The sequence below is a fragment of the Paenibacillus yonginensis genome (assembly GCF_001685395.1).
Taxonomy (GTDB): Bacteria; Bacillota; Bacilli; order Paenibacillales; family Paenibacillaceae; genus Fontibacillus; species Fontibacillus yonginensis.
On the sequence record NZ_CP014167.1, the window covers coordinates 2,941,972 to 2,955,137 of the forward strand.

At 50.5% G+C, this 13,166-nt stretch carries 12 protein-coding genes; 4 read left to right on the forward strand and 8 right to left on the reverse strand.

All coding sequences use genetic code 11. The features are described 5' to 3' along the window. The first annotated feature begins 227 nt into the window (after window positions 1-227). Window positions 228-1,547: a uracil permease gene (gene uraA, locus AWM70_RS13310; protein WP_068697148.1), complete on the forward strand. Its 1,320-nt coding sequence runs from the start codon at window positions 228-230 to the stop codon at window positions 1,545-1,547. A gap of 75 nt (window positions 1,548-1,622) precedes the next feature. Here uraA and AWM70_RS13315 read toward each other — a convergent pair whose 3' ends face one another. From AWM70_RS13315 to AWM70_RS13340, 6 genes are all read right to left on the reverse strand, one after another. Next, window positions 1,623-2,141 (reverse strand): adenine phosphoribosyltransferase, encoded by a 519-nt coding sequence (locus AWM70_RS13315; RefSeq protein WP_068697150.1) that lies wholly within the window; start codon window positions 2,139-2,141, stop codon window positions 1,623-1,625. 43 nt (window positions 2,142-2,184) lie between these two features. Beyond that, the gene (gene recJ / locus AWM70_RS13320; protein ID WP_068697152.1) at window positions 2,185-4,584 is read right to left on the reverse strand and encodes a single-stranded-DNA-specific exonuclease RecJ; all 2,400 of its coding nucleotides are present in this window, start codon (window positions 4,582-4,584) and stop codon (window positions 2,185-2,187) included. Window positions 4,585-4,622: 38 nt separating this feature from the next. Then, window positions 4,623-5,576 (reverse strand): cation diffusion facilitator family transporter, encoded by a 954-nt coding sequence (locus AWM70_RS13325; protein ID WP_068697154.1) that lies wholly within the window; start codon window positions 5,574-5,576, stop codon window positions 4,623-4,625. Window positions 5,577-5,702: 126 nt separating this feature from the next. Continuing rightward, window positions 5,703-6,620 (reverse strand): protein translocase subunit SecF, encoded by a 918-nt coding sequence (secF, locus tag AWM70_RS13330; RefSeq protein WP_083180556.1) that lies wholly within the window; start codon window positions 6,618-6,620, stop codon window positions 5,703-5,705. 13 nt (window positions 6,621-6,633) lie between these two features. Further along, entirely contained in the window at window positions 6,634-7,908 is a 1,275-nt protein-coding gene (gene secD / locus AWM70_RS13335; RefSeq protein WP_068697157.1) for a protein translocase subunit SecD, read from the reverse strand. Between the two features lie 128 nt (window positions 7,909-8,036). Beyond that, the gene (locus AWM70_RS13340; protein ID WP_068697159.1) at window positions 8,037-8,294 is read right to left on the reverse strand and encodes a post-transcriptional regulator; all 258 of its coding nucleotides are present in this window, start codon (window positions 8,292-8,294) and stop codon (window positions 8,037-8,039) included. A 239-nt stretch (window positions 8,295-8,533) separates the two neighbouring features. Between AWM70_RS13340 and AWM70_RS13345 the strand changes: the two genes are divergently transcribed. The 3 genes from AWM70_RS13345 (at window position 8,534) to AWM70_RS13355 (ending at window position 11,541) form a co-directional block, all read left to right on the forward strand. After that, entirely contained in the window at window positions 8,534-10,153 is a 1,620-nt protein-coding gene (locus tag AWM70_RS13345; RefSeq protein ID WP_068697161.1) for a putative polysaccharide biosynthesis protein, read from the forward strand. A gap of 76 nt (window positions 10,154-10,229) precedes the next feature. Then, window positions 10,230-10,622 carry a TIGR04086 family membrane protein gene (locus AWM70_RS13350; RefSeq protein WP_068697163.1) on the forward strand — a complete coding sequence of 131 codons (393 nt, stop codon included), beginning with the start codon at window positions 10,230-10,232 and terminating at the stop codon, window positions 10,620-10,622. 91 nt (window positions 10,623-10,713) lie between these two features. Then, window positions 10,714-11,541 carry a phosphatase PAP2 family protein gene (locus tag AWM70_RS13355; protein ID WP_237167711.1) on the forward strand — a complete coding sequence of 276 codons (828 nt, stop codon included), beginning with the start codon at window positions 10,714-10,716 and terminating at the stop codon, window positions 11,539-11,541. A gap of 138 nt (window positions 11,542-11,679) precedes the next feature. Here the strand turns inward: AWM70_RS13355 and yajC are convergent, their stop codons facing one another. Both yajC and tgt read right to left on the reverse strand, forming a co-directional pair. Beyond that, window positions 11,680-11,988, reverse strand: a complete 309-nt coding sequence (yajC, locus tag AWM70_RS13360; protein ID WP_418303157.1) for a preprotein translocase subunit YajC — start codon at window positions 11,986-11,988, stop codon at window positions 11,680-11,682. 32 nt (window positions 11,989-12,020) lie between these two features. Beyond that, window positions 12,021-13,160, reverse strand: coding sequence for a tRNA guanosine(34) transglycosylase Tgt (tgt, locus tag AWM70_RS13365; RefSeq protein WP_068697164.1), 1,140 nt, complete (start codon window positions 13,158-13,160; stop codon window positions 12,021-12,023). Between the last annotated feature and the right edge of the window lie 6 nt (window positions 13,161-13,166).

Below are 13,166 nucleotides of genomic sequence, written 5' to 3' on the forward strand. Positions count from 1 at the left end.
GAAAATGGAACCTGTACATAGCTCTTCCGCATCAGGTTCCTCGAAAATAATGATTTCCTATAATTATGCCTCTTGCATCAGGCCGCGTCAACCATTCTGCATGAAGGCTTGGTAAAGATTTTGGGTAAATATTAAAATCGTTATTGAAAAATGGAGCTTAACTCTATAAGCTTTTAAGATTGAGGATACAACTGTGTGGAATAAATAAACAACAAGGGGCGGAAAACGTGCAACGTGAAATTCAAGTCAATGAAAAACTTCCTTTCGGGCCCGGGCTGCTGCTGAGCCTTCAGCATCTGTTTGCCATGTTCGGAAGCACCATCCTGGTCCCCAATCTGTTTCATGTCGATCCAGGAACGATTTTATTGATGAACGGGATTGGGACTTTGCTTTATATCCTGATATGCAAGGGGAATATTCCTGCTTATCTGGGCTCCAGCTTTGCTTTCATCGCGCCGGTAACCAGCGTATTGCAAGAACATGGTTATAGCTCTAGCAGTTATTCGCTGGTGCTGGGCGCCTTTGTTGTGACAGGGATTATATTCGCCATTGTGGCGCTGATCATCCGGTTCGCCGGGACAGGCTGGCTGGACATCGTCTTCCCGCCTGCGGCCATGGGGGCGATTGTTGCACTGATCGGTCTTGAGCTGATCCCAGTCGCTGCTCAAATGGCCGGACTTATTGCGCCGGACGGTGCAGATCCCGCTTCCTGGACCCCGGACGGCAAAGTGATCGCCCTGTCGCTGATTACCTTGACCGTAACCCTGCTCGGAGCCGTAATGTTCCGCGGTTTCCCTAAGATCATCCACATTCTGATCGGTATTGTGGTCGGCTACGTGCTCGCTTTCCCGCTCGGTTTGATGGATACTTCTGCTATCCGGGACGCTCACCTGGTACAGCTCCCAACTTTCACGACTCCTACGTTTAACTGGTCGGTCATTCTGACCATTATTCCGGTTTCGCTCGTCGTTATCGTGGAGCATGTCGGGCACCTGTTGGTGACCGGCAATATTGTAGGCAAAAATCTGTCCAAAGATCCCGGCCTGGACCGGTCGCTGCTTGGCAACGGCATCTCCACGATCCTTTCCGGCTTTGTTGGCTCCACGCCAAATACGACTTATGGCGAGAACATCGGAGTCATGGCGCTGACCCGCGTCTATTCCGTGTTTGTGGTCGGCGGAGCTGCGATCATCGCGATTGTGTTATCCTTCTCCGGTACCTTCACCGGCGCAATCGCGGCCATCCCCCAGCCGGTTATGGGCGGCGTCTCCCTGCTGCTGTTCGGAGTAATCGCAGCTTCAGGCCTGCGTATTCTGGTTGAGCAGAAAGTCGACTACTCTAAAGCGCAGAACCTGCTGCTGACGACGGTTGTCCTGGTAACCGGTCTGAGCGGAGCAAGCGTTACCTTGGGTTCCGTCCAGCTGAAAGGCATGGCGCTTGCCACGATTGTCGGCATCCTGCTCAGTCTGTTCTTCCGTCTGCTGCAGGTAACGGGCCTGTCCAACGAATCCGGCGAACCAGCGCCGCCAGCCAAAAATCCAGATTAATCCGGCAAAGAAATACAAGGACCGCCTTCCAAGAAGGCGGTCCTTGTATTTCTTTCAGCATGTCATTTTTGCAAATCAGAAAGGATACTGTGTCAGCGTAAAGACCTCCACGTCCGGCAGCTTGGCCCGGCCGTTCAGATCCTGCAGTTCAATCATAAACGCTGCGCCGACGACATTCCCGCCAACTTGACGAATCAGATCGACACAGGTTGCAATCGTTCCGCCTGTTGCCAGCAGATCGTCTGCAATCAGCACGTTTTGGCCCGGTTTAACAGCGTCGCTGTGCATAGCCAGAACATCCGTACCATATTCAAGATCATAGGAAACCTCAATCGTATCGTAAGGCAGTTTGCCTTTCTTGCGGATCGGCACAAACCCAACCCCAAGCGCATAAGCCAGCGGCGCTCCAACCACAAAACCACGGGCTTCCGGACCTGCGATCAGGTCGATCTTCAGATCGGCAATCATCTTTCTCATTTCCTCAATCGCTTCCCGGTATTTAGCCCCGTCATTCAGCAGGGTCGTAATATCTTTAAAGCTGATTCCCGGCTGCGGGAAATCCGGAATAACCCGGATATAATCTTTGAAATTCACTTGTCAATCTCCTCCTAAAAATATTCCAGTCATCCCGCAGAAATCAGGATACGCCTTTCATTCTGCCTAGAATCCATTCTGTCAGCTCTGAAATGCCGGCGAAGAGCAGATAATGCTCCATCTCAGCCAGCAGGCTCAATTCATTGTAGCGTATGGACGATTCCAAAGGTCTTTTGGCCGGAGCCGGATTTAATCTTATCATTCCCCGGTCTCTCGAAATAAAGTTCAATTCTTCAAAAATCGCCAGCGTCTTCGTAACCATCCGGGACGACAGGCGGGTTTGACCCGACAGCCAGCCGATCAGCTTCGATTCCGGCACAGCTTGCCCGGCCGCTTTGCGAAGCAGCGCATACACCTGTTTAAATTGCTCCCGTGTCGGGCTTTCCACACGTTCTGATTCTTCTCCTGCCGAATGCAAAAGATAGATCCGTTCCACTGCACCAAAGGAAGCAATCAACGTGTTCAGCTGCTCCGGCGTTTCAGGAGCATCTGCGATAAACAGCACCGTAACTTCCTCCGGCCGGCAGCTGGCCGCCGCTTCCTCGGATTCCATGATCAGACCAGCGTTCCTATCATATACCCAAACTGGCAATTCCCGCAATTGTCTATATAACTTTGTTCCGCTGTCTGGTCTGGCAACCAGTGCGGCCTGGCCTTTATTGTTCTCCGGCAGGGTCTGCCAATGATCAAATAATTCATCCAGCTTATGCCATGGGTTCTTGATCCCCCGATAATCAAAAATTTGGGTATGCTCCACAGAGCCGTCCATCAGCATCAACTGAGCTTTGCGGGAGCCGTTCCATTCATTGATGCTGGCTTCCGCCACCAGATTCATTACGGCGCCTTCCGTCAGCAGCCCGGCCCAAGAACCTTTGCCAAAAGCAACTGCTTCGACCACGCTTCCGTTTTGCTTCAGCGTAATTTTCAAATGCCTGCGGTCCTTGCCCATTTGGCGGCATTCCAGAATTTGTGTTCCCTGAATCAAGAAACGCGGGCAGCCATTGTTCATCCCGAAAGGCTCCAGCTTGGACAGCAGCTCAATCGTTTGTACATTGATTTCATCAAGGGTACACTCCAAATCTGCCGTCAGCACCGGTATGTAATGCTCTTCTTCCATAACCTTATCCGCATAGGCATTAAGACGTTCACTGAACGCTGCCAGCTGATCCCGATGCAGCGACATCCCCGCTGCGGAAGGATGACCTCCAAAATGATCGAGAAGATCAGCGCATTCAGTCAGCGCCTCGTACATGTCGTAACCCGGAATAGAACGGGCTGAGCCTTTGCACATGCCCGTTTCGGCGTCGATGCCGAGGATGAGCGTGGGACGGTAATATTTTTCAACAAGCTTTGAAGCCACGATGCCAACAACCCCGACATTCCAGCCCTCACCAGCCACTACTACGACAGATGGAATCTCCCCGTTCGGATGATTTTCTTCAAGCTGCTTTATGGCCTCCTGAACGATATCATCCACGATCTGCTGTCGTTCACGGTTCAATAAATCAAGCCGGTCTGCAAGGACAGCAGCTTTATCCGGATCTCCTGTAATTAACAGCTCTACTGCTTCTTTGGCATGCTCCAGCCGTCCGCTTGCATTGATTCGCGGAGCCATAGCGAAACCAATCGTAGTGGAATTCAGGACCGTGCTTCCAGAAACCTGGAGCAGCGCGGTCATTCCGGTAAGCGGCTCCTCCTTCATAGAAGCCAGCCCTTGCGTGACGAGGATCCGGTTCTCTCCCGTCAATGGCATTAAGTCCGCCACTGTTCCCAGTGCTACCAGCTGAGTCCATGAAGAAGGCACCTGTTCAACCAAAGCACAAGCCAGCTTGTAAGCCACCCCTACGCCAGCCAGCCCTTTGAAAGGGTAAGGACAAAACGGGAGTTTAGGATTGACAAGCGCATAAGCTTCGGGCAGAACGGCTGGGGGCTCATGATGATCCGTAATCACCACATCCAAACCCAATGTTTGGGCAAAGGCAACCTGTTGTACCGCACTAATTCCGGTGTCCACCGTCACGACAAGAGTCACCCCGCGCTGCGACGCCGCTTCCAGGGCATGATTATGCAGGCCGTAACCTTCTTTGGAGCGATGGGGAATATACCATTCGAAATCAGCCTGCAGATGTTCCATCAAACGGATCATAAGCGATGTGGATGAAACGCCGTCAGCATCATAATCGCCGTAGATTAGAATCCGTTCCCGGTTTGCCAGCGCCTGCCGGATGCGGGCTACCGCTTCCTCCATACCATGGAGACTGTAGGGGTCATGCAGTCCTTCTGCCCCGGCCAGCAAGAAAGCTTCAGCTTTCTCAGCTGTATCAAACCCGCGTGTCACAAGCAGGGATGCTACCATTTCGGGCAGCTTCATTTCCGACGTCAGCCTGGCTACCGCCTGTTGATCGGGCTTAAGTGTGCTCCAGCGATAATGGGCATGCAGCATCTGAAAACCACCTCCTGCTTCTCAATACCAACTCTATTTCATTGCAGCAATGTTTCATCCTGGTTCTTAATCTCGTAATTGCTTTTATAGGGATATCCGGAGTCGTACGGCATCACACGCACCTCGGCTTCCTGGATATAAGAGAATCTTCTGAGCAGCAAAACTTTAGCTCTTCCGGCAATTTCGACCGCCTCATGCATGGAAATACGCGGATTCACGCTAATCTGGGCATACACGGCGAGTTTGCTTCCGCGATCAGCGATTTGGAGCTCCTCAACGGTTATAACCCCGTACACCCGCTGGATCGTTTCCATCATTTGCTGCTGCTGCGTGTCATATTCCGGTTCTGGCACTGTTGAAGCGTGAATGATCGTCTCATACAGCATACGCCCCACTTTCCAGAGCACCAGAATCCCAACCACAATAGCCGCTGCCGGATCAAACTCGAGAAGAACGTCATTATCAAGTAAATCGCCAGTCATGGCACAGACCACACCAATTACAACGATAATCGACGAAAAAAGCGACAATCTGCGATCAGCCAGCAGCTTGTTTCGCGTCTCGCTGCGGCCCGCCTGCCGGAATTGATTGTGGAACAGCGCCTCATTAATGCCAATAGACAGAATAGCAGCCATTCCGGCAGCATAATGGGGAGCCGTAAAGGTCGACCCCATCAAGCTTCTAACAGACACAGCGATGGACTGAGCCGCTCCCCATACCAGGATCAGACTTAGCACGGCAATCATAAGCAGGCCGTTTCCTGTTTGTTTCCTTTTGGTCCGGGCGGTCTTCCCGGATCTTACAGGCGGCCTCCCCGGCATCCGTCCTGCTAAGGCATAAATGGCGTCTCCAGCGGAAAATAAAGCATCCGACAGCAATACCCTGCTGCCGCCCAACCAGCCTATGGCGCCCTTAAATAGAGCGAGGGTCAGACAGTTGAGGGCTCCCGCCCAGGATGCTTCATCCAGTTGCATAATTTGCCGGTTACTCATGTTAGTCCTCCTTGCAGATCAGATCCATCGAGCCAATCAGGTTTATCCGCTGTATGCGGACAAAGTGAGAAGTGAAAATGAAAGCCGCGTCATGGGCGACGCGGCTTTGCACTCTTTAATTATAGCTTAATTAGTCGCTTTTGCCGGTTTTTTGCTTGTGTTTACATTTTTGCCTTTAAGCAGGAACCAAAGCGGGCTCGCGATAAAGATCGAAGAATAAGCACCAAACAGCAGCCCGATGACCATCGCAAGCGAGAACATCCGAATCGCTTCACTACCGAAGATTAACAGAGCCACGGAAGCAATAAAGACGGTGAATACCGTGTTGATCGAACGTGTCATCGTTTGAGAGATACTTTTGTTTACCACGGCATGCAGATCCTGGCGAGTTTTCACTTTCGCAAAACGCATATTCTCACGAACCCGGTCAAAGATAACGACGGTATCGTTGATCGAATAACCGACGATCGTAAGCAGCGCGATAATAAACGTAAGGTTGACTTCCAGATGGAAGATCGAGAAGATCGCAATAACCATAAAGGCGTCATGGAGCAAGGCGATGATGGCCGCTACGGCAAAACGCCACTCAAAGCGAATTGTTACGTAAATGATAATCCCCAAGCTGGCCACAAGCACAGCAATCAGGGCATTTCGTTCAAGCTCCTTCGCAATTTCCGTATCTACCGTATTGATTTCAGTGGATGCGTCTTTGCCAAGCTTACTTGTAACAGCTGCCTGCAGCTTGCTTTGATCCGCTTCCGTCAATACATCCGAGAACCGGACACTGCTCTGCTGGGAACCGGGCGTAATGACCATATCTCGCTGGCCTAAACCAGCCTCATTCAGAACCTCCTGAATTTGCGCTTTGGACAACTGCTTAGCAGAAATGTCCACGTTGGAGCCTGATCGGAAATCAACCCCGTAATTTAACTGGAACACTAACAGGCTTATAATCCCTATTACGGTCACTAGGATAGAGAACGAATAGAAATATTTGCTGTATTTAATGAAATCCCAGTTCCATCTTGTTTTTGGGTTGGCTATTTTATCATTTGTATTAGAGGGCACCGATTTCACTCTCCTTCACACCAAGCAAGCCCGGTTTCTTGATGACATTTCCCTTCACCAGAAGCACAAGCAGATAGCGGGAGAAGAAAATGTTCGTAATAATGCTCACCACGATGTCGATCATCAGAACGAGCGCAAAGCTGCGAACGGAACCTGTTCCCATCCAATACATAACCGCTGCTGCGATGAAGGTAGTGACGTGAGCATCCATAACGGTCCTGAAGGAAACCTTGTTCCCTGATTTGACCGCGGACATAATGCTCTTGCCGCTTCTGAGTTCTTCCTTGATCCGTTCATCGGTAATGATGTTGGCGTCGACCGCCATCCCGATCCCGAGTACAAAGGCTGCAATCCCTGGAAGGGTAAGCGTCACTCCTGCAAAGTGGAAGACCAGCAGCATCATCCAGACATACGAAATCAGGGTAAAGCTCGCAATAACGCCAGGAAGATGATAGATGATCATCATAAACAGCAGAATGACCACGGATGCAATTCCGCCTGCCAGCAGCGTTTGATGAAGAGACAATTTACCCAAAGTCGCGTCCACGACCTGGGAATATTTTTCCGTAAGCTTCAGCGGCAAAGCACCGAGATTGATTGTATCTCTTAGCTCTTTCGCTTCGTCAAGCGTATAGGAACCCGTGATGACAGCGGTGCCTTGATTCAGCTCCTGTTGTACTTCTGGAGCGGAAAGCAGCTGATCATCCAGGAAGATCGCAAGTTGTCTTTCCGCGGAACCCGAAGGTTTAGCCGCAAGGCGTTTGGTCACTTCAGCGAACTTCTCTTTGTTTTTCAATTTGATGCTGATTTGCGGACGATTCAGCGAATCATAAGTGATGCTTGCTCCATTTTCGGCAAAATCACTGCCCACCAGCTCAATTTTATTGTACTGGTTGGCTTCTTTCTCTGTACCGTCCTTGCTGCGGAAAGTCAGCGATGCCGGTTCACTCAGCTTCTTGCGGACTTCCTCGTTGTTTGCTGCTCCCGGTATTTTGAGCCGGATCCGGTCCGTTCCTTCCGTCGTAACTTCAGGTTCCGTCCCGCCAAGCAAATTGGAACGTTTCTCAAGACTAAGTGCCGTTTGTGTCAGGGATTCCTTGGTAACTTTAGCCCCGTTCTCCAAAGGTGCCGCTTGATACAAAATCTCAAGCCCGCCTTTCAAGTCCAGGCCCAGTTCCATCTTATTAATCAACCAAGGGCTTGTCCCGGCCATAACCCCAATGGTGATTACCACTACGGCTATGAATGTGACGATTCTTTTCATCCCGTTCATTGTTCCCCTTTCATTCTCAATATTCCTATTATAGCCATGCAGGAAAACGCCGTCAATTTGTGAGAAACAAGTTGAAGCATGTCAAATTATGGTCTCCTCAGGCAAAAAAAGAACCCCTGTTATTCAAAACGGGATCCACGATAGGCGGAAAGCGTCAGATAATTCATAAAGGTTGTTGCTTTTAAGGTGAGAATGTCATTCACCAGACGGTGTACCGGCGGTATGCCATCCTTTTTGTATTTTGAGCTGATACATTCCCATATTTCGGCCGGCGTTACCTGTTCATAGCCGAACAAGCGAAATTCCTCTGCTTTGCTTTGGCAGAGCTCGTCAATGGCTTTAATCAGTTCCTCATCGTTGAATTCTTCTTCAGCCATCCGGGTAAACTCCTTTCGCTCTCGTAGGTTAACTGCAACCTCTCAGCCATTATACCATTTAATAGTGATGGTGGAATCAGTTAATATTTCGGTTCCTGCCTTCAAAAATCCTGCTTCTTCATAAAGTTGCTTGAATCTGGACAAAAGTAGCTGTCATGAAGCTGGACAGGTTAGGCATATCCATATATCAACTACCTGATCGCACTGCCCAGGATTATGAAAGAGATGAGGGACCCGATTTGAACAAACAATCTTTTATTCGCGGAACCATGATTCTGCTGGCTGCAGGCATCGTTAACCGGATCTTGGGCTTTATTCCCCGCATTTTATTGCCAAGAGTCATCGGCGCGGAAGGCGTGGGCCTGTACCAGCTGGGTTATCCCTTTTTTCTGGTGCTGGTCACCATCATCTCCGGCGGTATCCCCCTTGCCATTGCCAAGCTGATCGCAGAAGCCGAATCGGAGGGCAAACCCGAGAAATCCCGGGCCGTGTTGCGCACCAGTCTTATTCTTTCGGGGACGGCAGGTTTTGCTTTTATGCTTCTCTCCCTGCTCGCCGCCCCTTGGCTGATGAGAAACGTGCTCACCGACGGGCGTGTGTACCCGGCTTTTATCAGCATGAGCCCGATGATTTTAATTGTCGCTGTATCATCCGTCTTCCGGGGGTACTTCCAGGGAAAACAAAATATGATCCCGTCGGCAAGCTCGTCCATTCTGGAGACGCTGGTCCGAATCCTGTGCCAGCTTTGGTTCGCTTCCCTGTTCCTGCCGATGGGCATTGCTTACGCTGCGGCCGGCGCAATGCTGGGGGTAGTGGCTGGTGAAGCGATCTCTTTGCTCTCGCTGCTTTGGCAGTTCTTTCTCTATCGCAGGAAGGAAGACCCGTCGCAGCAGACTGAACGGACCGATCAGGACGGACAAACCCAGCCGGATTTCCTTCCTTCTGGCGCTGCGGCGCCAGCCGCTTCTCAGACAGGGTTGATGTATACCCTTCGCCGTATTTTAAAAATCGCAATACCGGTGACCGGAGGCCGGCTGGTCGGATCGCTTTCTTATCTGCTGGAATCTATAACTACGGCTCAGAGCCTGGCTATTGCCGGGGTCGCAACCGCAGTGGCGACGGCCCAATATGGGGCTCTCCAAGGGATGGTCATTCCTGTGCTTCTGCTTCCCGGGGCCCTTACGACCTCTCTGGCAATCTCCCTAGTTCCTTCTTTGGCGGAAGCTCAAGCCAAGGGAGACAGGAAAACGATCCACAAGCGACTCCATCAGTCCCTGCGGCTGGCGCTCGTCACCGGAGCTCCGTTTGCAGTCGTCATGTATGTACTGGCCGAACCTCTCTGCCAGCTTCTTTACAACAACACCGAGATTGCCGGCATGCTGAAGGTTATGGCTCCATTTGCTTTGTTTATGTACGCTCAAGCTCCCTTGCAAGCTACGCTGCAGGCTTTGGACAAACCAGGAACCGCGCTGACCAACACCTTGATCGGGGCCATCGTCAAAATCGGTCTGATTCTTTACCTCGCTTCAAACCCGTCACTGGGCATTTATGGAGCCATTATCGCCAGCATCGCCAACATCATCATCGTTACGCTGCTGCATGGCGCAGCGGTTTCCCGTGCGCTCCAGTACCGCTTCCCGGTTGCGGATGTCGTCAAAGTCATTTGTGCAATGGTAATCATGGCCGGCTGCGCCAGCTACCTGTATCATGAGATTCCCTTTACGCCTTCGGCCATTATTCAATTTATCCTCTCGGCCGCTGTTGCCTTTGTGCTTTACCTGATTTTGACCTTTGCAACGGGATTGATCGACCGCTTTGACCTGCAGCGGGTGCCCGTCTTCGGAAGATGGTTCCGCTGACCTTGATTTCTGCGGTCTAGGCTTGTCATGCTTGCCATACAATTAAAATATATCATTGACGTTTAGGAGGTTGTTTATGGAACACATCCGCCGCTTTATCCCTTTCCGCATTGCCGGCCCCACGCTTTCCGGACTGTGGTACGCTTATTTATGGATGATGATCGGTGCATTGTTTCTCTCTTTATTGCTTAAGTGGTCCCGGTTTGAAGAGGACAGTTTATCCACCTTTACGTATGTCGTGCACGCAATTTCCGTGCTTGCCGGCAGCTTTGTATCCGGCAAAAGAAGCGAACGCAAAGGGTGGTACCAGGGGGCGATCACCGGTATCCTTTACGCAGTTCTATTGTTTGTGATCAGTTTCCTTGCGCTGGACTCCTCTTTCAAAGGCGGTGATCTTCTTTACTTCATTCCGGCTTTTCTGATTGGAGCTACCGGCGGGATTTTTGGGAAAAATGCCAGAAAAAGCTGAGGCTCGTGCAAACTAAGGATATCCTCTCTCTATTTGGATATGATAAACTATTTAAATCGGAGTTTTGAACCTAGAGGAGGCTATTCCTGCTTTGCTTTACGAATCTATGTATTTTATATCCGGCTTAACCGTCTTGATGACCGCTATCCTAATTTATGTGGGAACGGGCCGGAATCCCTTGATTGCCGCATACCGGTTTATTTATGAACTGTTCCATTCCTGGAGGTTTCTGCTTGTGTTCATCGCCATGTGCTGCGTGCTTGTGGTGAATAAATATGAATTAAAGCTGGAAAGCTTGATGCCGGCTCGGAGCAATTATACCTCCGTTTTCTTTGGAATCGAAGGTCATTTTGTCCGTCATTTCCAACAGTTTTTTCACCATCTCTGGGTCTCCCAGATTTCGGCATTCTTTTATGTCATTATTCTTCAATCCTTGCTGGTGGCTTCCATTGGCATTTATGCGGGTCAGCGCAACAAAATATTTTTGTTTGCCTCCTGCTATACCGTGCTGCTGAATTATGCGGTCGCCATCCCTTTTTTCTTGTTTCTCCCGATCAACGAGGTGTGGTCCTACACCCCTGCGGGCGTGACTTTTTATATGCTGGAGGCCTTTCCTAAATTTGAAGAGGTTTATAGACCCCTCTCGGGATTGGATAACTGCTTTCCCAGCCTGCATACCGCGATTTCGGTCTCCATGGCCATTTTGGCCGTCCGTTCCGGGAACCGCAGATGGGCGGCCATCGCGTGTACGAGCGCCGTTATCATCATTTTCTCGATCTTCTACATGGGCATCCACTGGCTGACGGATATGCTGGGCGGACTCCTTTTAGCCGCTATTTCAACTACGATTGCAGTGTACTGGGCATCACGCACCGTTCGTTATGCAGAAGCCAAACCGATGCTGCTGCAGCAGCGATGATCCACTTGTTCTAACTATTCAAGAAATTCCGATCCTGAAAAATAAAAAGCCGGCTGCAGCCTTTCGAGCTGTATGCCGGCTTTATTATTCTACCTGCAAGCTACTTTCGCGATACCCGGTTCATGTCTTCCAGGGGAGTTACTCGGTAGCCGATGAAGCAACGCTGTGGCTGATCGCACTGCGGTCAAAGGTCATCTTCGTTACATCATTGACACGAATGACAACGATGTCGTCGGTCAATTCCACAATTGTGCCGTGGAGACCGCCGATCGTAACGATTTTATCCCCTTTTTTCAGTTCTCTCAGCATAGAGTTCCGATTTTTCTGTTTCTTCTGCTGTGGACGAATCAGCAGGAAATAAAATACGGCAAACATGATCACAAAAGGAACGATGATGCCAATAATCCCGTTGCTTCCTTGAGCCGCTGCATACTGGAACATATGCATGTTGAATCCCCCTTCATTCTAAAGACGATATTTTAGAATCCTTTTTCATTGCCAAACAGGCCGTACTTCTCGAAAAATTCATCCCGGAAGTCCAGCAGCCTGTCCTCCATAATCGCCTGACGAACCTGTTTCATCAGATTGAGCAGGAAATGCAGATTATGGTAAGTGGTCAAGCGCAGGCCAAACGTTTCATCACTCTTGATCAAATGACGAAGGTATGCACGCGAATAATTGCGGCATGTATAGCAATCGCATTCCGGATCCAGCGGACCGAAATCGCGGGCATACTGGGCATTGCGGACCACCAGTCTTCCTTGGCTGGTCATGGTTGTGCCGTTGCGGGCAATCCGGGTCGGAAGCACGCAATCAAACATGTCTACGCCGCGGATCGCACCTTCTATAAGCGCATCCGGTGAGCCTACCCCCATCAAGTAGCGGGGTTTGTTGCTCGGCAGTAAAGGCACCGTGTAATCGAGCACTTCATACATAAGATGTTTAGGCTCGCCTACACTCAGTCCACCAATAGCATAACCCGGAAAATCCAGGGAAGTCAAATCACGCGCGCTCTGCTTGCGAAGGTCTTCAAACATCCCGCCCTGCACGATGCCGAACAAACCTTGATCCTGAGGCCGGGCATGGCTTTCCAGGCATCTTTCCGCCCATCTTGTCGTGCGTTCAAGCGAATCTTTTACGTATTTATGTTCAGCCGGATACGGGGCGCATTCGTCAAAGGCCATCATGATATCCGAACCGAGGGCGTTCTGGATTTCCATTGCTTTTTCCGGAGAAAGGAACAGCTTGTCTCCGTTCAGATGGGAACGGAAGTGCACGCCTTCTTCGGTGATTTTTCTCATGTCGCTAAGCGAAAAAACTTGGAAGCCGCCGCTGTCCGTCAGAATCGCGCGGTCCCAGTTCATAAACTTATGCAGTCCGCCGGCTTCGCGGACAATTTCATGGCCCGGGCGCAGAAACAGATGATACGTATTGGACAAAATAATCTGAGCGTTCATCTCTTTCAGTTCTTCCGGACTCATCGTCTTCACCGTAGCAAGCGTGCCCACCGGCATAAAGATCGGGGTTTCGATGACGCCGTGCGGCGTATGAACGCGGCCGAGCCTGGCTCCGGACTGCTTGCAGGTTTTAATATGTTCGTAAGTAATCGCTGCTGCCAATCTTAT

Coding starts and splice junctions, on each gene's coding strand:
- AWM70_RS13350 (WP_068697163.1), top strand. CDS start 10,230: ATGGAACACATCCGCCGCTTTATCCCTTTCCGCATTGCCGGCCCCACG.
- AWM70_RS13325 (WP_068697154.1), bottom strand. CDS start 5,576: ATGAGTAACCGGCAAATTATGCAACTGGATGAAGCATCCTGGGCGGGA.
- secD (WP_068697157.1), bottom strand. CDS start 7,908: ATGAAAAGAATCGTCACATTCATAGCCGTAGTGGTAATCACCATTGGG.
- AWM70_RS13340 (WP_068697159.1), bottom strand. CDS start 8,294: ATGGCTGAAGAAGAATTCAACGATGAGGAACTGATTAAAGCCATTGAC.
- recJ (WP_068697152.1), bottom strand. CDS start 4,584: ATGCTGCATGCCCATTATCGCTGGAGCACACTTAAGCCCGATCAACAG.
- yajC (WP_418303157.1), bottom strand. CDS start 11,988: ATGCATATGTTCCAGTATGCAGCGGCTCAAGGAAGCAACGGGATTATT.